A 25064-nucleotide genomic window follows, 5' to 3' on the forward strand; every position below is an offset into this window, starting at 1 on the left:
ATGCCCGGAGACCCGCATGCCCATCACCCTGTCCGCCCGCCGACGCCTCGCCGCGCTACTCGCCGGCGTGGTGGCCGCGCCCCTGCTCGGGGTGGTCGCGGCGCCGCCACAAGCGGTCGCCGCCCCCACCACCCCCACCGTCACGATCGTCGACCTCGGCGTCATGGGGCGGCTCAACGACGTCAGCACGGCCGTCGGCGAGCTGAACGACGCCGGGCTCGTCGCCGCCGGCCGGTGGATCGAGGGCGTCGACTCGCACACCAGCGCCCTGCTGCTCCAGGCCGGAAAGCCCGCCGTCGACCTGCATCCCCTCATTCCCGGCGCCGGTGGCAGCACCACCCGGGACGTGAACGACGCCGGCGACGCGGTCGGCTTCTGGACCGGCTCCGGCGAGAGCGCGGGCTCGTTCCTCTACCGCGACGGCGCGGTCACCAGGCTCGACCTGCTGAGCGCGGAGGCGATCAGCGACACCGGCTTCGTCGCCGGTGGCGACTGGGTCCGGGACCCGCAGGGCAAGGTGCTGCGCCTGGGCAGCCTCGGCGGCGGGCAGACCCACGCCGACGGGGTCAACGACGAGGGTGTGGTCGTCGGCGTCTCCGACACCGACCCGGCGCCGGACGTGCTGTCGCCCCGCGCCTTCCGCACCAGGCCCGGCAAGTCGATCTCGGCCGACGACGCCCTGGGCTCCCCGCTCGGTGGGCGCTCGCAGGCCTTCGACGTCAACGACGCCGGTCAGGTCGCCGGCTGGGGCGGCGAGCCCGGCAGTGGCGGCCACCAGCCGGTCGTCTGGCAGGCCAACGGCCTTCCGGTCCTCTACCGCACCAGCTACGGCGGGGAGGTCAACGCGCTCAACGAGGCCGGTTCCGGCGTCGGCGCGATCCGGATGCAGAACCTCACGTACGACCACGCGGCGCTGTTCCAGGACGGCGCGGTCACCGACCTCAACACCCTGCTGCCCGAGGGAAGCGACTGGGAACTCGTGGCGGCCACCGGCATCAACGACGCCGGGCAGATCAGCGGCTACGGCCGCCGCAACGGCGACTGGGCCCGGCACGCGTTCGTCATGACCCTGGGCGAGGGGCCGGTGCTCGACAGCGTTCGCGTCGAGCACCAGGAGTACCCGAGCGGCACGTGGGTGGACGCCACCCGCAACGGCACCACCGACGGCAACACGGTCCGGGTGACCGTTCGGTTCACCAACCGCAGCAAGCTGGCCAGCATCACCGCCATCGAGCTGGTCGACGCCGAGACCGGCGAGGTGGTGGAGAACGGCAAGCGGCTCGACGTCCTCGACCCGGGGGAGAGCCTGACCCGCCAGTTCCGCTGGGACACCGTGGGCCTGGCGTGGAACCGGGACGGCAGCGCCCACCCCGACCCGCGGCGCCTGATCGTCCGGCTGCGCGTGTCGGACCGGGTCCGCGACGCCAGGGAGATCCCGCTGCTGGTGAAGCCTCGGCCGGTGATCCTGGTCCACGGCTACAAGAGCAACGCCACGTCGTCGTGGGGCAAGTACCAGCCGTTCCTCGAATCGGCGCACCCGCTGCTGCACGGCTGGGCGGTCGGCGACAACCAGGAGGTGGGGGTGCTCCGGACCGGCTCGCTGGACGCGCCGTTCGAGCGTACGAACACGATCTCGGAGAACGCGCGGCAGGAGGCGGCGTACATCGAGGGCGTCCGGGCGCGGACCGACGCCTGGCACGTCGACGTCGTCGCCCACTCGATGGGCGGCCTGATCTCCCGCTGGTACGTGCAGGAGCTGATGCCGGAGTCGAAGGACGCCCGCCCGGTGGTCAACCGGCTGATCATGATGGGTACGCCCAACATGGGCTCGCCCTGCGCGGACCTGGTCCTGGACACCGCGGCGATCGCCGGTGAGGAAGCCCCGCTGATGCCCGCCACCCAGCAGCTCAGCACCGCCTACGTGGCGACCTCGTTCAACCCGAACATCACCGACCGGCGCGGCGTGACCTTCTCCAACATGGTCGGGGTGGGGCACGTGGTGCCGTGCTACTTCCACGGGGTGGGCGACGGCGTCGTCACCCGGGACAGCGCCCGGTACGTCTTCGAGGACGTGCCGGAGTCCGACACGTTCCACACCTCGATGACCGAGGAGCTCTCCGACTTCACCTCGTACGTCCTGCCCCGCCTGGCCCGCGATCCCCGGCAGAACGACACCCCGGACCGCACCAATCTCGTATCCGGGGAGGAGCGGGCCCCGATCGTGGCCCCGCAGGGTATCGGCGCCGCCGTTCCGGCCGTCCCGGCCGGCGCGACGGTCGACGTACCGCTCGACGTGCCCACCGGCGAGCAGGCCGGCGTGGTCGCCATGGCGCCGCCGTCGGTCGGCCTCACCCTGCTCGACTCCTCCGGTGCCGAGCGCGGCAGCGCCCCGGCGGCTGCCGACGCCGACCAGCCCTTCCGCGGCCTCGTCGTCGACGATCCCGCCGCCGGTCGCTGGACGCTCCGGCTGACGAACACGGGCACCGGCGAGGCCCGGGTGCCGCTGAGCGCCTGGATCGCGGGCAACCCGCTCACCGTCGAGGTGACGGCGGCTCAGGTCGCCCCGGACGGCACCGTGCGGGTGTCCGCCCGGCTCGACGACGACGGCACGGCCGTGCCGGGGGCCGACGTCGACGCGGTGGTGCTCGGTGAGCGGGGCGACCGCGCCGAGCTGGCCCTGCACGACGACGGCGGCCACGACGACGGCGCCGCCGGTGACGGGGTGTACGCCGGCACGACCGTGCTGGGCGCCGGCGCGCACTCGGTCGTCGTCACGGCGAGGTCCGACCGGGGCACCCGGGTGGGCCGTACCGCCGTGGAGGTCGAGCCGGTCGACACGGGCTCGTACACCCTGTCGGCCGAGGCGGGGCCCGGCGGTCAGGTGACCGTCGAGCCGCGGCAGGACGCGTACCCGGCCGGCACGGAGGTGACCCTGCACGCCGCGCCGAAGCCCGGCTTCCTGCTCCAGGGCTGGACCGTGGACGGCAAGCCCGCGGGCGCGACCCGGGACCTGAAGGTGAAGATGGACCGGGACCACGCGGTGGTCGCCCGCTTCCTGACCTACGCCATCACCGACCTGGGCAGCCTCTCCCCGGATCCGCAGGACTCGGTCGAGGGCGTCGCGCTCAACGACAGGGGCCAGGTCGTCGGCCGGACGATCGTGGTACGCCGGGACGGCAGCAAGACCGCCCGCGCCTTCCTCTGGGAGGACGGGACGATGCGCAACCTCGGCACCCTGCCCTGCACCACCAGCACCGGCGCGGACGGGCAGTGCGTCAGCTTCGCCGGCGACATCAACAACGACGGCGTCGTGGTCGGCACCAGCGAGGAGGTCGACCGCGGCAGCGACCACAAGGGCGGCTGGCACGCCTTCCGCTGGGCGGACGGCCGGATGACCGCGCTGCCCGCCATGCCGGACGCGGTCGGCGACGGCTTCGCCAGCGCGTACGGCGTCAACGACGACGGTGAGATCGTCGGGTACTCGATGGAGCAGGACCCCGACTGGGACTACCGGTGGTGGGCGGTCCGCTGGAACGCCTCGGGCGAGCGGGTGGACGCCACCCAGGACATCGCCTTCGAGACCGCCCCGACCAGGGCCGGCATCAACGCCTCCGGGGCGGTGGTCGGGCACGAGTACGTGCCGGACGGCTGGCGGGCGGCTGTCTGGGCCGACGGCGAGGTCAGCCCCGTCGCCGTCCCGACCGCCTGCACGAACGGCAGCCGGGCGCACGACATCGCCGACGACGGCACCGTGGTCGGGGAGTTCTGCACCCTGGAGGTCTTCGGCCAGAAGAACGCCTTCGTCTCGCGGAACGGCAGGACCACCGACCTCGGGCGCGGCATCGCGTACGCGGTGAACGAGTCCGGCCTGGTGGTCGGCACGGGGCAGACCCTGTCGTGGGACTCGACCGGCCGGGCCGTGCTCTGGCAGGACGGCGTCAAGTACGAGCTGGCCAGCCTGGCCGGCGGCGCCTGCCAGGGCGAGGGCGAGGAGGTCTACAGCTCGCCCTGCGTGGGGCTGACCTCGGCCGTCGACGTCAACGAGCGCGGACAGATCCTGGTGAACGGATCGGTGACCACCCGCAAGCCCGGTGATCCGAAGACGGTGCTGCGGGTGGCTCGGCCCCTGCTGCTGACGCCGGTCACGGCGACCGCCGACCTCGACGTCGAGCAGGCCGTCTCGGCGACCGCCACCGCCCCGGGCGCCCCGGTCACGTGGACGACCACCGTGACGAACGCCGGGCCCGACACCGCCACGGCCGTGCACCTGGAGACGCTCCTGCCCGACGGGGTCACCGTCACCGGTTGCACCGTGAGTACCGGGGAGGCCTGCGACGCCGACGCCACCCTGCGCTCGGTGGTCCTGCCCGAGCTGGCAAACGGCGAGTCGGTGACCCTCACGGTGCGCGGAACGGTGACGGCCGGGCCGGGCGCCACGCTGACCGCGACGGCCCGGGCCTGGTCCCGACCGGTGCCGGACCTGAGCCGCGACAACGACTCCGCGACCGCCACGACGACCGTGGTCCAGTTGCTCGACAAGACCGCGCTGAAGTTCTGGGACCAGCGGCTGGGCTCCACCAGCAGCCCGTCCACGGTCACGCTGACCAACCGGACCAGCGTGCCGCTGCCGGTGACCGGGGTGTCCGCGACGGGCGACTTCGCCGCGTCGACCGGCTGCCCCGCCGTCCTGGCGCCCGGAGCGTCGTGCCCGGTGCAGGTGATGTTCACGCCGACCACGCTGGGGACGCGGACCGGCACCGTGAAGATCACCACGGAGGTGGGCACGCTGACCGTGGCGGTCGACGGCAACGGCATCGCCGCGAACGCCCGGCCCGTCGTGACGAGCCCCGCCCCGGTGACCGTGCCGGAGGGCTCCGAGGTCGTCCTCACGGTGCCGTTCACCGACGCGGACACCGCGGACACCCACACCGCGCAGGTGGTCTGGCCCCGCCAGCCGATGCCGGGACCGGTCCCCGCGAAGGTGGTCGAGCGGGACGGCAGCGGCACGGTGACGGCGACCTGGACGTACACCGACAACTTCTCGGACACGGCGGCCGTGATCGTGACGGACAGCAAGGGTGAGGTGGGCTTCGCCCCGGCGCCGTTCACCGTGGTGAACGTCGCGCCGACCGTCTCGGCCGGGCCGGACGCGACCCTGGAGCCGGGCGGCACGCTGACCCGGAACGGCTCGGTCACCGACCCGAGTGCGGTGGACGCCGTGACCGCGACGGTGGACTACGGCGACGGCACCGGCGCGCAGCCGTTGCCGCTCGGTGCGGACCGCGCCTTCGCGCTCTCGCACGGCTACGCCGCCGCCGGCACGTACACCGTGACCGTGACCGCCCGTGACGACGACGGCGGGGTCGGCACGGCGCGCTTCACCGTCACCGTCCGGGCCCGCAACGAGGCGCCCCACCTGGAGTGGATGCCGCCGGCCGCCACGCCGGCCGAGGGCGAGCCGCTGTCGATGCCGGGCTCGGTCACCGACCCGGACGGCGACCCCGTGACCGTGACGGTGGACTACGGCGACGGTACGGATCCGGGGCCGGTCGAGGTGCGGGACGGCCGGTTCGTCCTCGACCACACCTACGCCGAGGACGGCGAGCACATCGTCACGCTGCGCGCGGACGACGGCCGCGGGGGCACGGACAGCGGCACCGTCCGGGTCGTCGTGCTCAACGCCGCGCCGCGGGTACGCATCGACGCGCCCACCTCGGGCCTGGTCGTGCCCGTCGGCACGGAGGTGCGGCTGGCCGGGTCCTTCACCGACGCCGGCCGGAAGGACACCCACACGGCGCGGTGGCTGGTGGACGGCGCGGCGGTGCCGGGCGTGGTCGACGAGCGGGACGGGTCGGGCACGGTGACGGCCATTCGGAGGTTCACGGAGCCGGGGGTGTATCCGCTGCAACTGACCGTAACCGACGACGAGGGCGGCAGCGGGAGCACGGTCGACGTGGGGGACGCCGAGGCGTACGTGGTCGTGTACGACCCGGACGGCGGCTTCGTGACCGGCGGTGTCCGCCTGACCGTGGGCGACCAGAAGGCGTCCCTGGGCTTCGTCGCCCGGTACGCGAAGGACGCGACCACGCCCGGCGGGGAGACGCAGCTGGCGGTGCGGGCCGCCGGGCTGGACCTGCACAGCACCAGCTACGAGTGGCTGACCGTCGGGTCGGGCCGGGCGCAGTACCGGGGCGCCGGAACGCTCGGCGGGCGCAGCGGCTACGCCTTCCTGGTCAGCGTGGTCGACGGCGCGGTGGTCGGCGGCCCGGACCGGATCCGGGTGAGGGTGTGGGAGGTCGCCACCGGGACCGTCGTGTACGACACCCAACCCGGTGCCCCGCTGACCGCGGATCCGACCACCGCGATCGACGGCGGGAACCTGGTCGTGCACCCGTAGCGGGGTGTGCGACGGACTGGCGGGGCGCACCGGAGGGGGGTGCGCCCCGCCAGTCGTTACGTACTAGGCGTGTGGTTGACCGGTGCGGACATGGCCAGGGCACAGGCCAGTGGCAAGCCGACCCGGACCGGTGTCCCGGACTGTAAGCAGCGAAAACCAACGACAACGCTGGCCAGAGCGGGGTGCCGCACGGCAGTGCTCGTGCCGGAACCGGTTGGCCAGTGTTGTCGTTGGTGTTGGGCTCTGGAAGCTACGGCTGGGTCTACGGGCAGGGCGTCGTGAACTGCACGCCGTCCAGGAAGTTCCCGACCGCCGGGTTGTTACCCGCCGCCGACACGGATTCGAAGGCGAGTCGTGTGGTGGTCTGTCCCGGTGGGACGACGTATACGCCGGTGTAGTAGCCCCAGGCGGTGTTGTCGTCGGAGATGTCCGGGGAGGTGGCCCCGATCGGGGTTCGCGGCGTGGTCGCGCCTGGCGCGCCGATGAGCACGTGCATCACGTCGGTGCCCAGGCGGCCGCGGTGGTAGAACGACCAGGTCATCACTGTGCCCGGAACGGTGGGCAGGTCCTGGTAGAGCGTGGAGGGCTGGTTGGCGTTGAGTTCGGCGAACTGTTGCCCGTGGGCCGATGGAACACCAGAAGCACCGCCGCGCCAGAACTCCAGCAGCCCGTCGCTGGCGGTGGTGTGCCAGCCGACGCTCGGGTTGGTGGAGGCGTCGGGGATGTTCCAGTCGAGCGTGGCGACGGGTGGCGTTTCGAAGCTGCCGTTGACCAGGTTGACGGGTGTGGGGTCACAGGCGACGGTGACGGTGACCGTGGCGGTGCTGGTTCCGCAGGCGGTGGTGATGGTGTAGGCGAAGGTGTCGGTGCCGGCGAAGCCTGGGGCGGGCGTGTAGACGATGTTGCCGCCGGAGACCGTCGCGGTGCCGTTGCTGGGCGTGGTGACGTTGCTGAGCGTCGGTGAGGTCGCGACGTCGTTGGCCAGGACGGGCACGCTGACGGCCTTGTTCTGGATGGTGGTGGCAGTGTCGTTGACGGCTCTGGTTGGTGAGATGGACTGCCCGTCGACGATCCGGATCGGCGGGGCGGGTGTGCTGTTTCCGAGCTCGCCAGGAGCGGAGATGACGCTGCTGATCCCGGTTGGCCGGATGGTCATGCTTCCCCCGATGGTGCCTTGCCTGACCCGGAAGGTGATGACCTTCGTAGACGGGTCGGTCTTGACGCCAGGCGAGGTGATCGACAGGGTGTTGCCGCTGATGGTGCCGGCTCCCGACTGGCTGACGACATCAGCGTAGGCCAGCAGTGAGGACACGTCCCAGGTCGTGGTGTACGTGGTGACCAGCAACGGCCACTGGGTCGTCCGGTGGGTCAGCGTGACGGTAAAGGTGCTGCCCGGCGCGATCTGCCCGCCCCACAAGGGTGGGACGGTATCGACTGAGACCGACCCGCTGCCCAGCCGCGTCCCCAGTATGTTTTTCCAGTAGTAGCTGACGGGGTAGGTTGCCTGCCCCTGCTGGACACAGGGCGGTTCGGCAGCTTTCGGGGCGGCGGCGTGCGCACCGGTACTGACCAGCATCTGCATCCCCAGTGCGGCCAGCACGGTCGACACGGCGCAAGCGAGCCGCCGTGTAGCCAGCCGGGTTTTGGATCGATGTGACATCAACGATGAACCCTCCGTTCCGGACAGGGCGAGGGCGGCGGCCCGCCCGAGGGCGATGCGTCGCATCCGCATGAGCAACCTCCATAGAGGGGTGTTAATGGGTCGAGTGTGAGGTTGCCACTGGCGACGAAGTCATGTGTTAACGCCGCGTGTCGACGCGTGTCCGGAAAGTGACGGACAAGGTAAGCCGCGGCGCCTGTGGAGACGGGTGGGGAGCCGTCAGCGGTGCACGATGCCTTCTACCGTGAGTCGTCGTCGCTCGGCACTGGATCGGCAGGCCGTCGGGGCAGGCGTCGGATCAGCCACCAGCCGTATCCGACGAAGAACAGCGCAACGGCTGCCTGCCACCACAGTGGGGCTGCGCCCGGGCTGCGGAGCTGGACGAGATTGTCGGAGGCGTGCAGCACGACCAGCGGCCATATCGTGCCGAGGTGCCAGCGCAAGGCTGCTAGCCCGAACCCGTAGGCGGTGGTGCTGATCACCTGTGCGACCGTGTCGTCCCAGGGACGTTCGAACCACAGGCCGCTCAGGGCGTGCCCGAGTCCGAACAGCACGCCCACCCAGACAGCCGCGCGCGTTGCGCCGAGCGAGGCCAGCACATGCTGGTTGATACCCCGGCTGAGCGACTCTTCGGCGACGCCGACGGCCAGCATGGTCACGGCGGTACTGATGAATGCGTTCGTCGGCCCGGTGAGGCCTGGAGTGGCGTAGGACACGGTGACGGCTACGACCGGCAGGCAGTACCACCACGAACGATTGGGACGCGGCCAGCCCAAGGCGGCATCGCGCCACCAGCCCATCGATGCGGCGAACGCGAGCGTCGCAGCTGCGGCGCCAACGTTGACCAGTGCGGAGCCCAGGTCCGGAAACCAGGAGGCGGAAAGGCCACCGACAAGCTCCGCCAAGGCGAACAGCACGACGTGCCATGCCAGCGTCAGCTCGGCCGCGACAACCACCGGAATCCGGCACGCCCGCTGCTCGATGCGTCCACGCACGCGCAGACCATACGGCAGCGGGTCGCGGTGGATCGATGCGGTCGGTGGCGCTCGGTGTGGTGGCCACTGTGGCCACCAGTTGCCGAATTGGCCTCTATGGGATCAAGGCGGCCCGCGCGGGCGGGCCGCTCGTGCCCGCTCGTCAGGGGCGCGTGGCCCGGCCGCTCCGCTCGCGCTCCACGCCGGCCACGTCTCCCCCCACGACGGGCACGAGGACCAGGAACTGCGTCCCACAGGCCCACCCGACTGGTGAGGTCTCCTAATCAACTGTCGCCGGTCCGCTGGTGAAACGGGTCATCGGAATTTCGGTTGGCTACTTTCCGCGTGGTCGCCTCGGGCGTAGTTGGACCAGGTGGTGCCGGCCTCGGTGGCGAGACGGGCGGTGGTGGCGTGGTGGTAGCCGAGCGCGGTCGCGACGATCGGGGCGGGCATGGTCAGGACGTGCTGGCGGATCGCGGCGGCGCGGCCAGCGGTGGTCGGGACGTTAAGGGAGTGGACCAGCGCGGCGAGGGTGCTGGGGTGCAGTGGCTGGCCGGCACGGCGGCCGGGAAAGAGCCAGCGTGAGTCTTGGTTGGTGGCGGTGGACGGGTTGGCGCGGGGCGTCCGGGCCGTGTCGAGTGGTCCCGCCGGAGGTTCGGCGGGACCACTCGTGCCGGCATCAGGGCAGCCGGATGGTCCTGGTGTTGGGGAAGCTGCCGGGGCAGGATGTCGACGAGCCCGTGCCGACCACGACGTATCCCGGTGGGATCGGCGAAACCGAGCAGATGACCGTCGTGCCAGAGGCCGCCGGAGTGCGGATGGTCCAGGTGTTGGGGAAGCTGCCGGGGCAGGATGTCGACGAGCCCTCGGCGATGATGACGAACCCGCTCGGGACGGCGGAGACCTTGCACATCACGGTGGTTCCGGTGGTGGACGGGGTGGTGATCGTCCAGGTGTTGGGGAAGCTGCCGGGGCAGGATGTCGACGAGCCCTCGGCGATGATGACGAACCCGCTCGGGACGGCGGAGACCTTGCACATCACGGTGGTTCCGGTGGTGGACGGGGTGGTGATCGTCCAGGTGTTGGGGAAGCTGCCCGGGCAGGATGTCGACGAGCCCTCGGCGATGATGACCTGCCCGGCGGGTATGGGGGAACTCTTGCAGATGGTCGTTGTCGCCGCGCTGGCTGGCGTCGCGACCGTCACCGCCGAGATGATCCCGAGAGTGATGGCGGCCACCGCGACCGCCCCGAGGCGGCGCAGCGCCTTCGCAACCCGTCCACCTGTTTGCGAACGTCGCGGCAGCCGCCGGACCCGTTCCGGTCGAGTCATGCTGGTCCCTTCGATAGATCCCATGGCAGCGGAAGGTGCTGTTGCTATTACTCGATGCGATCATGGGCTGAGTGCCCCGGGCTTCGCAATAGCTACCGTGATGGATGAACAAACGAAGTCGGCGCGGGCCGACGCACGGCTCTGACCTCCATCAACGCGATCCGGGACTAGCAACCACTCGTCAACAAACGTCCGCGACGTGCGCGGGCATGTTCCTGACCGGGCACGCAGTGTGTCGATGGCGTGAAGCTCTCAAGCTCACTTACCGATACCCGTCCGGAGACGACGCCCCAGCGCCCCGTTACCTAATGAGCCCGAACGGCCCGCCGAGGTCCGCGGAATCTGCGGAGCAATAGTCAAGACCCGCGCCTGGGACCGGTTGCACCCACGGTTGACCCACCGATCCGCCTGGGTCGACGCGGCGAAGGTGTTGCCGGTCATTGAGGGAACTGTCTTCCGTTTGGAGGTCGAGCACCTGCCCAGCGGCGCGACCCCGAAGCCGGTGTGGCTGTGGTGGTCCGGCGTCGACGCCACCCCGGCTGACGTCGACCGGCTCTGGCAGACGTTCCTGCGCCGCTTCGACATCGAGCACACGTTCCGCCTGTTCAAGCAGACCCTCGGCTGGACCTGTCCGAAGATCCGCACCCCGTAGGCCGCCGACCGGTGGACCTGGCTGATCCTGGCCGCCTACACGCAACTGCGTCTAGAGGCGGCGGTTCTCCCGCACCAGGCCGCCCTCGCACCAGTCCCGGTAGTCGAAGAGGCCCGGCCGGGCCAGCAGCACGCGGCTGTTGTACGCCCAGGTCCGCATCAGCTGGTCACCGTCGCGCTCGGCCTGCTCGACCAGCTTCCGGAAGCGCCGCTTGGGGTGGGCGCGGAAGTTCGTCCGGATACCGTCGGCGGCGTAGATGTAGAGGCAGTGCAGGGCGAACCGGCGGGCCGGGCAGGCCGGGTCCATTGCCAGCCCGAAGAGGGTCTGCACCAGGTGGTCCCCGGCGACCAGCAGGTCCCAGTCCGGGGGCATCGAGGCCAGCGGCACCGAATCGGGCTGGTACGCCCACGCCCGCAGCTCCGCCGGGGACGGGTCCACGGGGTTGGCGAAGCCGTGGAACGTCGACTCCTGCACGCGCACCGGCCAACCTTCCGCTCGCGCCCGCGGGGGACCGACCACCCGCGGACCCTGGCTGTTGGGGCGAAACCGTAACCCGGGTTGCCGAGCGCTGGAAGGGTTGAACACATTCGGTGACCCGACGGACAGGGCCGGGCCGACCGTACGGTCGACCCGGCCCTGTGCGGTCCGGCGGCCCGGCGTCAGTCGGTGGTGGCGGTGACCGCCGCCTCCATCCGCTGGCGGGCGGCCCGCTGCCGCAGCCACTGCTTGAACCAGGCGAAGTCCGGCAGCCGGGCCAGCATCGGCCCGGTCACCACGGTGATCAGCACGTACGCCGTCGCCAGCGCCGCCAGCCTGGGCTCGACGCTGCCGGCGGCCACGGCGAGCCCCGCGATGACGATGGAGAACTCCCCGCGCGGCACCAGGGCCAGGCCGGCCCGCCACCGGCCGGGTTCCTTGATGCCCACGCGCCGGGCGGCCAGGTAGCCGGTCAGCGTCTTCGTGCCCATGGTCACCACGGCCAGCCCGAGCGCCGGCAGCAGCACCGGCGGGATGTCCCGCGGGTCGGTGACCAGCCCGAAGAAGAGGAAGAAGACCGCGGCGAAGAGGTCCCGCAGCGGGGAGAGCATCTCGGTCGCGTGGTGCGCGACCGGCCCCGAGAGGGCGATGCCGACGAGGAACGCGCCGACCGCCGCCGACACCTGGAGCTTGGCCGCGACACCGGCGACCAGCAGGGTCAGCCCGAGCACGCCGAGCAGCAGCGCCTCCGGGTCCTTGGCCGACAGGGCCGAGGAGATCAGGTGGCCGTACCGGATCGCGACCACCAGCACGAGCAGCACCGTGCCGACCGCCACGGCGAGCGCGATGCCGCCGCCCAGCAGGCCGGTGCCGGCGAGCACGGCGGTGAGCAGCGGCAGGTACAGCGCCATCGCCAGGTCCTCGATGACCAGCACCGACAGGACGACCGGGGTCTCCCGGTTACCCAGCCGGCCCAGGTCGGCCAGCACCTTGGCGATCACCCCGGACGAGGAGACCCAGGTGATGCCGGCCAGTACGACGGCGGCCACCCAGTTCCAGCCGAGCAGCAGGGCGAAGGCCGCGCCGGGCAGCGCGTTGAGCACCCCGTCGATCAGCCCGGCGGGTGCCGCCGAGCGGAGGTTGCCGACCAGCTCACCGGCCGAGTACTCCAGGCCGAGCATGACCAGCAGCAGGATCACGCCGATCTCGGCGCCGACGGCGAAGAACTCCTCGCTGGCGGCGAGCGGCAACACACCGCCGTGCCCGAAGACGAGCCCGGCGAGCAGGTAGAGCGGAATGGGCGAGAGGCCGATCCGGCGGCCGAGCCGGCCGAGGAGCCCCAGCAGGAACAGCAGGGCCCCGACCTCGATGAGCAGTGTTGTGGTCTCGTGCATCCGCGCCTCAGCCGTCCGGGTCGCTGTCGGCGAGGATCTCGCTCACGCCGTCGAGCCCCTGGCGGGTGCCGACCACGACCACGACGTCACCGGCGTCGAAGCGGAAGGTGGGGTCCGGCGAGACGATCACCTCGCCGCGGCGGAGCACGGCCACGATCGAGGCGCTGGTGCGGGTGCGCGCCTTGGTGTCGCCCAGCCGCCGGTTGACGTACTTCGAGCCGGCCGGGATGGCGATCTGCTCGGTGAGCAGCCCGGCCGCCTGCTCGCGCAGGCCGGAGAGCTGACCGAGCATCAGCGACGCGCCGAGGATGTCGGCCAGCGCCTCCGCCTCGTCGTCGGTGAGGGGTATGTCGGCCTGACATGAGTCGGGATCGTCCGGGTCGTACAGGACAAGATCGCGGCGGCCATTGCGGTGGGAGACCACGCCTAGCCGGTGCCCGGATTCCGTCACCAGGTCGTGACGCATTCCGATCCCGGGTAGGGCAGTCTGTTCGACACGTACTCGCACGTGGCAAGGCTACCGAGTGAGGTAAAGGTCGATGGTCGGTCGGGTTCCGCTCCGGGTGGTCGCGCTACTGGTCGTACCGCTGCTGGCCGGTTGTTCGGTCGGCGACGTCCGCCGCCGGCCGCCGGACCGGTCGGCGCCCTCGTCCGCGCCGTCCGCGCCGGCGCCGTCCCCCACGGCCGCCGCCGTCGAGGTACGCGAGGTCCGGGTCGCCGTCGGCCGGCGGTACGACCCGCCGTTCGTTGATTTCGTCACCGCCGACCGCGGGTACGCCCTCTTTGCCGCCTGCGACCACCGCCCGCCGGGCCGGGACTGCCCGGCGCAGCTCTACTCCACCGTCGACGGCGGGCGCTCCTGGCGGCACCTGCGGCATCCCCACCCGGTCGCCGACAACCACCAGCTCTACACAGCCGGAAACCTGCTGCTCGTGCTGGCCGGCGACGGCGACTGGTACACCTCCACCAACGGCGGCGGCACCTTCGCCCACACCCGCGGAGAGCAGGCGCCGGCCTCGTGGCGGGCGGCCCAGGGCCGCTTCCAGATCGACGAGAGCGACGGCCGGGTGGTCCGGTGGGCCGGCCAGCGGGCGGAGCCCCTGCCCGCCCAGCCGCCCCTGCCCGGGCTGAACACGGTCGGCGAAGCCGGCGGCCTGCTGGTCGCCGCCGGCGTCCAGGACGGCCGGCCGCGCGCCGCGATCTCCCTCGACGGGGGCCGGACGTGGAGTGACACGCCCGTGCCCGGGTCGGCCACCGACCTGCACGTGCTGTTCGTCCGGTCCAGCCCGGACGGCGAGGCGTGGCTGGTCGGTGACCGCCCGGACCGGGGCGGCTTCCCCTCGGTCTGGCGGTTCCAGGGCGAGTGGGTGCCGGTGCGCGCCGACGGGCATCCCGAGGAGATCACCTCCGTCGCGCCGATCGGCGGGGGCCTGCTCGCCGTCAACGGGCCGGCCGGCTGCGGCGTGGTCGCCGAGGGCAGGTACCACGCGCTCGGCTGGCCGCCCGGGCGCGACCACTACCTGATGGTCCTGCCCGACGGCACCCTCGCGGCTCGTGGCCCGGCGGACGTCCTGCTGGCCACCGGCCGGTACGCGGACCGCCGCTGGGTGCGCGTGCTGCTGGAGGCGGCCGATAAGTGACTCAGGTCACACCTCCAGGGTTGAGCGGAATAGGCTCAAGTCTGGTTGTGTCGTTTCCCAGTGGACACGCCGATCCGGGGGAGCCCATGAACACGGAACGTCTCACCACCAAGAGCCGCGAAACGATCACCGGTGCCGTCGCCCTGGCGAACCAGCGCGGTCACGCCACCGTGGAGCCCTGGCACCTGCTGCTGTCGCTGCTGGGCACCGAGGGCTCGACTGCCGCCGGCCTGCTGCGCGCCGTCGGCGCCGACTCCGCCGAGCTGCGCCGGGTCGCCCAGCGCACGGTCGACGCCCTGCCCGCCGCGCGCGGCTCCAGCATCGCCGAGCCCACCCTGGCCCGGGAGTTCGTCAACGCCATCGGTGCCGCCGAGCAGATCGCCCGCCCGCTGGGCGACGAGTACACCTCGACCGAGCACCTGCTCGCCGGCCTGGCCCGGGTCGGCGGCGCGGTCTCCGTCGCGCTGCGCAACGCCGGCGCGACCGAGGAGAACCTGGTGGCCGCCTTCCCGACCGTCCGGGGCGGGGACCGGCGGGTCACCAGCGCCGACCCCGAGCAGACCTACCAGGCCCTGGCCAAGTACGGCGTCGACCTGACCGCCAGCGCCCGCGCGGGGAAGGTCGACCCGGTGATCGGCCGGGACGCCGAGATCCGCCGGGTCATCCAGGTGCTGTCCCGGCGTACCAAGAACAACCCGGTGCTGATCGGCGAGCCCGGCGTCGGCAAGACCGCGATCGTCGAGGGCCTGGCCCAGCGCATCGTGGCCGGCGACGTGCCCGAGTCGCTGCGGGACAAGAAGCTGGTCTCGCTCGACCTCGGCGCGATGGTGGCCGGCGCGCAGTACCGCGGCCAGTTCGAGGAGCGGCTGAAGTCCGTCCTGGAGGAGATCAAGAACTCCGACGGTCAGGTCATCACGTTCCTCGACGAGTTGCACACCGTGGTCGGCGCCGGCAAGGGCGAGGGCTCGATGGACGCCGGCAACATGCTCAAGCCGATGCTCGCGCGCGGCGAGCTGCGCATGGTCGGCGCGACCACGCTGGACGAGTACCGCGAGCACATCGAGAAGGATCCGGCGCTGGAGCGCCGCTTCCAGCCGGTGCTGGTCGGCGAGCCGACGATCGAGGACACCATCGGCATCCTGCGCGGACTCAAGGAACGCTACGAGGTGCACCACGGCGTGCGGATCACCGACGCCGCGCTGGTCGCTGCCGCCGCCCTGTCCGACCGCTACATCACCGACCGGTTCCTGCCCGACAAGGCGATCGACCTGGTCGACGAGTCGGCGTCCCGGCTGCGCATGGAGATCGACTCCCGCCCGGTCGAGGTGGACGAGATCGAGCGGGCCGTGCGCCGCCTGGAGATCGAGGAGATGGCGCTGGCGAAGGAGCCGGACGCCGCCTCCGCCGAGCGGCTGGAGCGGCTGCGCAAGGAGCTGGCCGACAAGCGCGAGCAGCTCACGGCGCTGTCCGACCGCTGGAAGCTGGAGAAGGACCACATCACCAAGCTCTCCACCACCAAGGAGGAGCTGGAGCGGCTCGGCGGCGAGGCCGAGCGGGCCGAGCGCGACGGCGAGCTGGAGCGGGCCGCCGAGCTGCGGTACGGCCGCATTCCCGCGCTCAAGGCGGAGCTGAAGCAGGCCGAGGAGGAACTGGCCCGGCTCCAGGCCGACGGAGCGATGCTGAAGGAGGAGGTCGGCGCGGACGACATCGCGGCCGTCGTCGCCTCCTGGACCGGCATCCCCGCCGGCCGGCTGCTCGAAGGCGAGACGGCGAAGCTGCTCCGGATGGAGGAGTCGCTGGGCGGCCGCGTGGTCGGCCAGTCCGAGGCGGTGTCGGCCGTCTCCGACGCGGTCCGCCGCGCCCGGGCCGGCGTCGCCGACCCGGACCGCCCGACCGGCAGCTTCCTCTTCCTCGGGCCGACCGGCGTGGGCAAGACCGAGCTGGCCAAGGCCCTGGCCGAGTTCCTGTTCGACGACGAGCGGGCCATGGTCCGCATCGACATGAGCGAGTACGGCGAGAAGCACTCCGTCGCCCGCCTGGTCGGCGCCCCGCCCGGGTACGTCGGCTACGAGGAGGGCGGCCAGCTCACGGAGGCGGTGCGCCGCCGGCCGTACTCGGTGGTGCTGCTGGACGAGGTGGAGAAGGCCCACCCGGACGTCTTCGACGTGCTGCTCCAGGTGCTCGACGACGGCCGGCTCACCGACGGCCAGGGGCGTACCGTCGACTTCCGCAACTCGATCCTGATTCTCACCTCCAACCTGGGGTCGTCGGTGATCAGCGACCTGACGATGGCCGAGGAGCAGCGCCGCGAGGGGGTGCTGGCGGTCGTGCGTTCGCACTTCAAGCCGGAGTTCCTCAACCGCCTCGACGACATCGTGGTCTTCGCCGGCCTGCGGGGCGACGACCTGCGCGCCATCGTGGACATCCAGCTCGACCGGATGCGGCGGCGGCTCGCCGACCGCCGGCTCGGCCTGGAGATCACCGAGGCGGCCCGGGGCTGGCTCGCCGAGCACGGGTACGACCCGATCTACGGCGCCCGCCCGCTGCGCCGGCTGGTGCAGTCCGCCATCGGCGACCAGCTCGCCAGGGCGCTGCTCTCGGGTACGGTCCGCGACGGCGACACGGTCAGGGTCGACCTGACCGACAACAAGGACGGCCTGACGGTCACCGCCGCCTGAGCCGTACCGACCCGCCCGCCCGGCCGGCCCTTCGCGTGGGCCGTCCGGGCGGCCCCGTCTCCGGTGATCAAGAAGTTTGCGTCGTGGAGCCGCGCGTCGGTGACGCAAACTTCTTGGTCAACAGGGTCAGGCAGGGCGTGAGCGGGCAGTAGGGAGGCATGGTGGGGATCGGGCGGAAGGACCGGGAGCTGGACGCGGCCGTCGAGGAGCTCGCCGAGGCGGACACGCTGGCGTTCGGCGGGGTGGGGATCGCGGGCACGCTGCTGCCCGCGACCGAGGCGTACCGGTACCTGGAGCGGGCGCTCGACGAGCGTCCCGAGGCCGCCCGGGAAAAGATCGACTGGCTGCTCGGGCACGGGTCGCCCGCCGGGAAGGCGTACGCCGCCACGCTGCTGGACGCGGTCGACGCGGGGGCGGGCCGGGCGGCGTGGCAGCGGCTCCGCGAGGACGGGGGCGAGTTCACCACGTTCAGCGGATGCCTGATGGGGCGGGCGACGCTGGGCGAGTACGCCGCCGCCCAGCTCGCGGGAAGCTGATCAACCAGCCAGGGGCACGCTGGCCGATCGGGGCTGCCGCCCGTGGAACGCGGGCCGTACCGTCCAGGGCCATGACCGTACCCGTGCCCGTCCCGGTCCGCCCGCCCCGACCGACCTCGGTGACCGTCGCCGGCTGGCTCCAGGTCGTCACGGTGGCGGTGCTGCTCGGGCTGGCCGGGATGGTGGCGTTCGAGGCGGTGTGGTTCGACGGTCAGATCGACGAGGTGACCCGGCTGGTGCCGGACGCCGACCCGGCCGAGGTGCGGGACGAGCGGACGGGCAACGTCGTCGGGGCTCTCGTCCTCGGCGTGCCCGCCCTGCTGCTCGCCGGCTGGCTGGCCGGCACGGCCCTGCCGCTGCTCCGGGGCCGGAACACGGCGCGCATCCTGGTCTACGTCTCCAGCGGCGCGCAGCTGCTGCTCTGCCTCGCCCAGGCGTGCTCCGGGGCGCTGGTGATCCCGTTCGTCCTCGCGCTCGGCTTCGAGGAGGGGATGGACGCCGAGCCGGCGCCGTTTCCCGACGACGTCCCGTGGCAGGAGTCGAGGTTCCTCGAGACCCTGTACGACCGGCAGCAGGCCCACGACGACGTGATCTTCCCGGTCGGCGGGATCGGCGTGCTGACCGTCTTCCTGCTCACCGCGACCGTGGTGCTGCTGCTCTCCCTGCCGGCCGCGAACCGGTACTTCCGGCCCCGCGCCGAGCAGTGGCCGGTCGGACCGGTGCCGTACGCCGGCTGGCCTGGACCGCATCCGATGGTGGCGCCGTATCCGATGATGGCGCCGTATCCGATGGGGCCGGCGGTTCCGCAGCCCGGCGCCTGGGTACCGGCCGGTTGTCCGGTCCCGCCGGGCTACCTGATCTGCCCCGACCCGGCTGTGCACGTGGCCTGCGCGCCGGCCCCCGCCGAGCCGCCCGGCACCGACCGCCCCGAGACTCTGGGTAGCTGAGCCTTCACTCAGTCATACGAAGGTTTCCCGCCGTGTGCGGGGTTGTTACCGTCACCGCCGACGCGACTGGGGGAGGCGATCGGGGTGAACGGTTCGGTGGCGTACGTGGTGACGGCGCTGGGGTGCCTCGTCGGGGTGGCCGGTGTCGTGATCGCCGTGGTGGCGCTGCGCAGGTCCCGCACCGGGCGCCGCCCGCAGGCACCCGGTGATCCGTTCCGCGACCGGGACGCCGACGCGCTGCGCGGTGACCCGCGACGGCTGCGCCCCGGCGACATCGTCGAGGTCCGCGGCGTGTCGTACGCGGTGCGCGGCTCGGTGCGGCTCGACGAGGGCGGATGGAGTTGGTCCGAGCATCTGCTCGACGACGCCGCGGGCGGCCGGCGCTGGCTCTCCGTGGAGGAGGACCCGGACCTGGAGCTGGTGCTCTGGACGGCGGAGCCGAGCGCCACGCTGGCCCCGGGCGCCCCGACCGTCGACTTCGACGGGCGCCGGTTCGCCAGCCACGAGTCCGGCTCCGCGCGCTTCACCGCCACCGGGACGACGGGCCTCGACCCGGCCGGCACCATGCGCTACCACGACTACCGCTCCCCGGACGGCGCCCGGCTCTCCTTCGAGGCGTACGGCAACGCGGGGTGGGAGGTCGCCCGGGGTGAGCTGCTGCACCGCGCCGAGGTGATGGTGTATCCGCAGGGCGACCCGGGCAAGGTGGACTGACTGTGCTGGTCACCCTGGACGCCCCGTACGTCGACACCCGCGCCGCCGACCTCAGCCTCGCCCTCGGTGACGCCGAGCGCCCCGCGCTGCACGTGCTCGACCTCGACCTGCCCGCCGGGCTCCGGCTGCGCCTGCGCCTGCTCGGTGCCTCGCATCAGGTGGTGCTCCGCGCGGTGGGCGCCGAGCTGACCGAGACCGTCGCGTGCCTGCCCGGCCGGCCGCCGGAGCTGCCCGCCACGCTGCTCGACGCGGCGAACGGCTACCGGTTCGCCGCGACCGTGCTCCGCCCGCCGCCCGGAGAACTGCGCGACCGGGTCGGCGCCCTCCGCGCGGAGCTGGCCGGCGACCCGTATGCGCTGGTCGGGGTCTTCCCCGGCGACGTCGACGCGGTGACCGCGCTCGCGGTGCGGCCCGACCCGCCCGGCGGGACAGTCGGCTGGCACACCTGGCACGCGTACCCCCAGACCAACGAGCTGGTCCTGACCGAAACGGCGGTGGTCCTGTGAGCGCGAGGAGTGAGCGGGGTTTGCGAGCCCCGCAGTCGCGAACCGAGGTGGTCCTGTGAGCGCGAGGAGTGAGCGGGGTTTGCGAGCCCCGCAGTCGCGAACCGAGGTGGTCCTGTGAGCGCGAGGAGTGAGCGGGGTTTGCGAGCCCCGCAGTCGCGAACCGAGGTGATCCTGTGACGTACCGACGGTGGTTCGTGGTCGGAGCGGCGTTCGCCGTCATCGGCGCGCTGATCGCCGCCTTCGCGATCTTCTACGGCAACTTCTCCCCCCGCGGCTACGTCGAGGACCGCTACACCCGGGCCGTCAGCCGGGACATCGGCGCCGACGCGGTCGCGTACACGTCGGCGAAGGCGCCGAGCCAGGTCGCCGAGGAGGTGACCGACGCCTGGCAGCCGGCCGACCAGTACGTCGACGGCAGCGGCGTCTACCTGCGCTACGACGACGACTCGGTGGTGATCCTGCCGATCGCCGCCGGCTCACTGATCCTGCTGGAACGGCTGACCACCGCCTACCCGCGTTACCACAGCACGGTGGGCAACCACTGGGGCTGGGGGCGGGGCAGCACGGTCCGCGGCGGTGGCCCCGGCTCCGGCAAGTGACCGACCCCTCCCACCCCGACGAATCCTGGAGTCCCCTGTGCAGTCCCTGGTCACCGACCTGCTGGTCACGCTCGCCTACGGCGTGGTCGGCGTCGTCCTGATGGGCATCGGCTACGTCCTGGTCGACGTCGCCACCCCCGGCAAGCTCCACGAGCTGATCTGGACCGAGCGCAACCGCAACGCCGCGCTGCTGCTCGCCTCGAACCTGGCCGGGGTCGGCACCATCGTGGTCGCCGCGATCGCCGCCAGCGCGGACGACTTCGTCCTCGGCCTGGTCGGCGCGGCCGCGTACGGGATCGTCGGCCTGGTCATCATGGCGGCGGCGTTCGTGCTGCTCGACGTGGCCACCCCGGGCCGGCTCGGGAAGATCCTGGTCGACCCCGAGCCGCACCCGGCGGTCTGGGTGTCCGCGGTGGTGCACCTGGCCACCGGCGCGATCATCGCGGCGGCGATCAGCTGATGGCTGCGGGGAAGCAGCCCGACGGCGGGCGGCCGGGGAAGCCGGCGACGAGGGACGCCGGCGGCCGGCTCGTCCGGATCTCCACGGTGGTCGTGGCCTCCACCTGCATCGGGTTCGGCGTGGCCGGCTGCGACTCCGGCGGCGCGGACGTGCCCGCCCCGACCGCGGTCGAACGCGGCGACACCGTGCCGATCCTCCAGCGCTCCTTCGCCAGCCAGGGCATCTGCTACGGCTGGCAGCTCGAGGACAGCGGCGAGGTCGTCAGCGTCGGCTCCAACCTGGGCGGCGGGGTGTCGGCGTCGACCGAGGACAGCCGCTGCCCGCGCTGGGTGGAGGTGATCGCCGACATCAGGTACACCAGCGAGAGCAGCGAGGCGAACGACTGGGCGACCGTCTACCTCAATGGCTCCTCCGACTTCCGGCCCCGGGATCTGACGACCATCCAACTGAACCTGGGCCGGTTCGGGCTGACCAACGACGTCTTCCTCGACGATCCGGGCTGGGCGATCACCCGGGCGGCGGTGACCGTTCCGCTGCTGATGGCCGAGGCCGGCTTGACCCAGCCCGCGGCGGTGCCCGCCGCCTCGCCCGTCGCCTCGGTGGCCCCGCTGCCCGACGCCGGCACCGACCTGTGGCGGGACCGTCGGGCCTACCTGATCGCCACCGGCGCCCTGCTGCTGGTCACCGCGCTGTTCGTCACCGTGGGCCTGGTGCAGCGCCGCCGGCAGCTCCGGGCGGCCGTGCCCGCGCAGCGCCCCGAGGCGGACCGGGCGAGGTCGCGTACCCGGGAGAGCGCGTGACCGTCGACGCCCCGGCGGCGACGGACGGCGGCCGGGTCGCGGGACGCCGTTGGCGGCTGTCCCGCGCGGCGGTGCTGGTCGCGGTGTTCGTCTGCGCGGCCTGCGGCCTGGTGTACGAGCTGGCCCTGGTCGCGCTCGGCAGCTACCTGATCGGCGACACCGTCGGGCAGGCGTCGATCGTGCTCGGCGTGATGGTCTTCGCGATGGGCGTCGGCGCGCTCGCCGCCAAGCCGTGGCAGTCGCGGGCCGCCGCCGCGTTCGCCGCGATCGAGCTGACCCTCGCCCTGCTCGGCGGGCTCTCCGTGCTCGGCCTGTACGCCGCGTTCGCCTGGCTCGACCTGTACGGGCCGGCCCTCGTCGGCACCGCGTTCGTGCTCGGTCTGCTGATCGGCGCGGAGATTCCGCTGCTCATGGTGCTGCTGCAACGCATCCGCGAGCAGTCCGCCGGCAGCGCCGTGGCGGACCTCTTCGCCGCCGACTACGTCGGCGCGCTGCTGGGTGGGCTGGCCTTCCCGTTCCTGCTGATGCCGGTCTTCGGGCAGCTCAAGGGCGCGCTCGTGGTCGGGGCGGTGAACGCGGTGGCCGGCGTCGCGCTGGTCTTCACGGTCTTCCGGGCGGAGCTGGGCCGCCGGGCGCGCGTCGCGCTCACCGCCGGCTCCGTCGTGGTCGCCCTCTGCCTGTCGTACGCCTGGATCACCGCCCGCGACTTCGAGGTGACCGCCCGGCAGCAGCTCTACCGGGACCCGGTGGTGCACGCCGAGCGCAGCCGATACCAGGAGATCGTGCTGACCCGCTCCGTGCGCGAGGCCGGCCACGCCGACACCGACCTGCGGCTCTACCTCAACGGAGACCTCCAGTTCAGCTCGGTCGACGAGTACCGCTACCACGAGGCACTGGCGCACCCGGCGCTGAACGGCCCGCGGGGTGAGGTGCTGGTGCTCGGGGCGGGGGACGGGCTGGTCGTCCGGGAGATCCTGCGGTACGGCGACGTGCGCCGGATCACGGTCGTCGACCTCGACCCGGCGGTGGTGCGGCTCGCCCGCACCGAGCCGCAGCTACGCCGCCTCAACGGCGACGCGTTCGCCGATCCCCGGGTGCGGGTGGTCAACGTCGACGCGTTCGGCTGGCTGCGCGCCGCGACGGAGCGGTTCGACGTGGTGGTGGCCGACCTGCCCGACCCGGACGAGACGGCCACGGCCAAGCTCTACACCGTCGAGTTCTACGCGCTGGTCAGGTCGGTGCTCGCCGAGGGCGGCCGGCTGGTGGTGCAGTCCGGGTCGCCGTACTTCGCGCCCCGGTCGTACTGGTCGATCGAGGCGTCGGTGCGCGAGGCCGGCTTCGCCACCGTGCCGTACCACGTGGACGTGCCGAGCTTCGGCGACTGGGGCTTCGTGCTCGCCGCGTCGGGGGACGTGCCGCCTGCCCTGGCGCTGCCGGCCGACGCCCCCCGGCTGCGCTTCCTGGACGCCGGGACGCTGCGCTCGGCCGCGAACTTCCCCGCCGACCGGGGTCGGCTGGACGTGCCCGCGTCCACCCTGTTGCAGCCCCGGGTCCTGGAGTACGCCCGGACGGAGTGGCGCGGCTACTGACGTGTGACCGCCCGCCCGTGACGTGTGACCGCCCGCCCGCCGCCCACCGGCCGGCGCGCCCGGGTGTCGCCTCCCGTGCCGCGCTGGCCAGCAGTCGATACGGTGTGGGCGCGATCTAGGGAAGGAGAACCGTGGTCGACCCCCACAGCCCACCGGCCCGGACACGTCCGGCCGTCGTCACCGTTTCCAGCTACCTGTTGATGTTCTTCGGCGTGATCCAGGTGATCAACCTGATCCTGACGCTGGCGTTCATCGGTAAGACCCGCGACGTGCTGCGGGACGCCTACTCCGGCACCTCCGCCAACGGGGCGGAGGGGCTGGCGGACGTCGCGTTCGCGGTCGGCATCGGCGGCGCCGTCCTCGTGCTGCTGCTCGCGGTCGGGCTGGTGGTCCTCGCCGTACTGAACAACCGGGGCAAGAACGGCTCCCGGATCACCACCTGGGTCCTCGGCGGCATCCTGGCCTGCTGCACGGGCACGAACCTGATCAGCGGCCTGGCCGGCGGCCTCGCCGGCGCCGGCGGCCAGAGCTCCGGCGACCTGCCCAGCTCCGAGGAGATCCAGCGCCGGCTGGAGGAGGCGCTGCCGTCCTGGCTCGGCCCGGCCGGCGTCGCGCTGAACCTGATCGCCCTGCTGGCCCTGCTGGCCGCGCTCATCCTGCTGGCCCTGCCGGCGGCGAACGAGTTCTTCCGCAAGCCGCAGCAGGGCTGGGAGCCGCCGGTCCCGGGCGCCGCCTACCCGGCGTATCCGCAGACCCCCGGCTACCCCCAGGCCCCGGGCTACCCCCAGGCCCCGGTCAGCCTCAGGCCCCTGGCTACCCGCCGGTCTCCGGCCAGCCCACCTCGCCGTACGCGCCCCCGTCGTCCGCCCCGCCGGCCGCCGGCCCGGCGCAACCGGGGCAGCCGCCCGCCGGCGGCGGAACCCGCCGACCGACCGCCCGGGCGGCGAGCCGCCCGCCGCGAGCTGACGTACGGGCGGCGCCGCGACGCGGGTCGACCCGGCGCGGTGGGCACCGGATAACAGCGACACCGACGGTCCCTCCGAGTAGGTTCCTTCCGGACGCCTACCGGAGGGATCTGTCGTGTCGTACCCCGATCAGGTGCCGGCCCGCCGGCCCGCGGTGGTGGGGCTGGCGGCCGCCGTGCTGCTGCTGATGGCCGTCGGCGCCCTGGCCTACGCGATCGTCGGCCTGGTCGCCCTCGGCGGCACCGTCGACCGGCTCCGCGCCACGGCGCGCGGCACGGCCGCCGGGCCGGAGGAGGTCGACGGGGTGGTCACGCTGCTGCGATCCGTCGTCGTCGCGTCGGCGGTGCTGACCGTGCTGGTCGGGGCCCTGCTCGTCGGCCTGGCGCTCGGGCTGCTCGCCCGGCGCAACGGCGCCCGGGTGGGCGCCTGGGTCGTCTGCGGGCTGGGGCTGCTCGCCGGCTGCTGCGGCCTGGCGGCGCTGGTCGGCCAGCGGGCCGCGCCGCTGCGGCTGGGCGGCGGCGAGCCGGCCACGGCCGAGCTGCTCGGCCTGCTCGGCGACGCGTACCCGTCGTGGTGGGTCCCGGTCAACGCGGCGCTTTCGGTCGGCCAGGCACTCGGTTACGTTGTGGTGGCCGCGCTGCTGGCCCTGCCGGCGGCGAACGCCTGGTTCCGTCGTCCCCGGCCCGCGCCGGTCCCGGTCGGGTTCCCGCCGGCCGGGCCCCCGTACCCGACCCGCTGAGGACGGC

21 protein-coding genes and 1 pseudogene are annotated in these 25064 nt (G+C 72.8%); 16 read left to right on the forward strand and 6 right to left on the reverse strand.

Features of this window, described 5'->3' with window-relative positions; translation table 11 throughout:
• The first annotated feature begins 16 nt into the window (after nt 1-16).
• A complete protein-coding gene (locus tag JD77_RS12720; protein WP_145774587.1) occupies nt 17-6397 on the forward strand; it encodes a PKD domain-containing protein in 6381 nt (2126 codons plus the stop codon).
• Nucleotides 6398-6659: 262 nt separating this feature from the next.
• Here the strand turns inward: JD77_RS12720 and JD77_RS12725 are convergent, their stop codons facing one another.
• The 3 genes from JD77_RS12725 to JD77_RS33570 all read right to left on the reverse strand — a co-directional run bounded on the left by JD77_RS12725 (nt 6660) and on the right by JD77_RS33570 (nt 9484).
• On the reverse strand, nt 6660-7814 hold the full coding sequence (locus tag JD77_RS12725; RefSeq protein WP_145774588.1) for an Ig-like domain-containing protein: 1155 nt from the start codon (nt 7812-7814) through the stop codon (nt 6660-6662).
• A 482-nt stretch (nt 7815-8296) separates the two neighbouring features.
• Nucleotides 8297-9052, reverse strand: a complete 756-nt coding sequence (locus tag JD77_RS12730; protein WP_145774589.1) for a CPBP family intramembrane glutamic endopeptidase — start codon at nt 9050-9052, stop codon at nt 8297-8299.
• Nucleotides 9053-9346: 294 nt separating this feature from the next.
• Complete coding sequence (locus JD77_RS33570; protein ID WP_246140647.1) at nt 9347-9484, reverse strand: hypothetical protein; 138 nt, start codon at nt 9482-9484, stop codon at nt 9347-9349.
• Between the two features lie 9 nt (nt 9485-9493).
• On the opposite strand from JD77_RS33570, the gene JD77_RS34725 reads away from it, so the two are divergent.
• From JD77_RS34725 to JD77_RS12745, 3 genes and pseudogenes are all read left to right on the forward strand, one after another.
• Nucleotides 9494-9616, forward strand: a complete 123-nt coding sequence (locus JD77_RS34725; protein WP_281292100.1) for a hypothetical protein — start codon at nt 9494-9496, stop codon at nt 9614-9616.
• A gap of 107 nt (nt 9617-9723) precedes the next feature.
• Complete coding sequence (locus JD77_RS12740; protein WP_145774590.1) at nt 9724-10506, forward strand: hypothetical protein; 783 nt, start codon at nt 9724-9726, stop codon at nt 10504-10506.
• A gap of 213 nt (nt 10507-10719) precedes the next feature.
• Nucleotides 10720-11010, forward strand: a pseudogene (locus JD77_RS12745) (NF041680 family putative transposase); the annotation flags it as partial.
• A 54-nt stretch (nt 11011-11064) separates the two neighbouring features.
• Here the strand turns inward: JD77_RS12745 and JD77_RS12750 are convergent.
• From JD77_RS12750 to JD77_RS12760, 3 genes are all read right to left on the reverse strand, one after another.
• Nucleotides 11065-11493, reverse strand: coding sequence for a hypothetical protein (locus JD77_RS12750; RefSeq protein WP_145774591.1), 429 nt, complete (start codon nt 11491-11493; stop codon nt 11065-11067).
• Between the two features lie 179 nt (nt 11494-11672).
• Entirely contained in the window at nt 11673-12884 is a 1212-nt protein-coding gene (locus JD77_RS12755) for a cation:proton antiporter (RefSeq protein WP_145774592.1), read from the reverse strand.
• Between the two features lie 7 nt (nt 12885-12891).
• The gene (locus JD77_RS12760; protein WP_145774593.1) at nt 12892-13392 is read right to left on the reverse strand and encodes a cation:proton antiporter regulatory subunit; all 501 of its coding nucleotides are present in this window, start codon (nt 13390-13392) and stop codon (nt 12892-12894) included.
• 31 nt (nt 13393-13423) lie between these two features.
• Here JD77_RS12760 and JD77_RS12765 point away from each other — a divergent pair, with 31 nt between their 5' ends.
• The 12 genes from JD77_RS12765 (at nt 13424) to JD77_RS12820 (ending at nt 25057) form a co-directional block, all read left to right on the forward strand.
• A complete protein-coding gene (locus JD77_RS12765) occupies nt 13424-14524 on the forward strand; it encodes a hypothetical protein (RefSeq protein WP_145774594.1) in 1101 nt (366 codons plus the stop codon).
• Between the two features lie 86 nt (nt 14525-14610).
• Entirely contained in the window at nt 14611-17202 is a 2592-nt protein-coding gene (gene clpB, locus JD77_RS12770) for an ATP-dependent chaperone ClpB (protein ID WP_145774595.1), read from the forward strand.
• Nucleotides 17203-17363: 161 nt separating this feature from the next.
• Nucleotides 17364-17738: a hypothetical protein gene (locus JD77_RS12775; RefSeq protein ID WP_387225748.1), complete on the forward strand. Its 375-nt coding sequence runs from the start codon at nt 17364-17366 to the stop codon at nt 17736-17738.
• A 71-nt stretch (nt 17739-17809) separates the two neighbouring features.
• Nucleotides 17810-18685 (forward strand): hypothetical protein, encoded by an 876-nt coding sequence (locus JD77_RS12780; protein ID WP_145774597.1) that lies wholly within the window; start codon nt 17810-17812, stop codon nt 18683-18685.
• Between the two features lie 84 nt (nt 18686-18769).
• Complete coding sequence (locus tag JD77_RS12785) at nt 18770-19399, forward strand: DUF4178 domain-containing protein (RefSeq protein ID WP_145774598.1); 630 nt, start codon at nt 18770-18772, stop codon at nt 19397-19399.
• A gap of 2 nt (nt 19400-19401) precedes the next feature.
• Entirely contained in the window at nt 19402-19905 is a 504-nt protein-coding gene (locus JD77_RS12790; RefSeq protein WP_145774599.1) for a DUF2617 family protein, read from the forward strand.
• A 173-nt stretch (nt 19906-20078) separates the two neighbouring features.
• Nucleotides 20079-20504, forward strand: coding sequence for a DUF4247 domain-containing protein (locus tag JD77_RS12795; protein WP_145774600.1), 426 nt, complete (start codon nt 20079-20081; stop codon nt 20502-20504).
• A gap of 37 nt (nt 20505-20541) precedes the next feature.
• A complete protein-coding gene (locus JD77_RS12800) occupies nt 20542-20964 on the forward strand; it encodes a DUF350 domain-containing protein (protein ID WP_145774601.1) in 423 nt (140 codons plus the stop codon).
• Entirely contained in the window at nt 20964-21764 is an 801-nt protein-coding gene (locus JD77_RS12805) for a hypothetical protein (RefSeq protein ID WP_145774602.1), read from the forward strand. Before JD77_RS12800 ends, JD77_RS12805 begins: the two co-directional genes overlap by 1 nt.
• The gene (locus JD77_RS12810; protein WP_145774603.1) at nt 21761-23353 is read left to right on the forward strand and encodes a polyamine aminopropyltransferase; all 1593 of its coding nucleotides are present in this window, start codon (nt 21761-21763) and stop codon (nt 23351-23353) included. Before JD77_RS12805 ends, JD77_RS12810 begins: the two co-directional genes overlap by 4 nt.
• A 131-nt stretch (nt 23354-23484) precedes the next feature.
• Nucleotides 23485-24372: a hypothetical protein gene (locus JD77_RS12815; RefSeq protein WP_145774604.1), complete on the forward strand. Its 888-nt coding sequence runs from the start codon at nt 23485-23487 to the stop codon at nt 24370-24372.
• 61 nt (nt 24373-24433) lie between these two features.
• Nucleotides 24434-25057, forward strand: a complete 624-nt coding sequence (locus JD77_RS12820) for a hypothetical protein (protein WP_145774605.1) — start codon at nt 24434-24436, stop codon at nt 25055-25057.
• Nucleotides 25058-25064 lie beyond the last annotated feature (7 nt).

It is taken from the genome of Micromonospora olivasterospora (assembly GCF_007830265.1).
GTDB classification, from domain to species: domain Bacteria; phylum Actinomycetota; class Actinomycetes; order Mycobacteriales; family Micromonosporaceae; genus Micromonospora; species Micromonospora olivasterospora.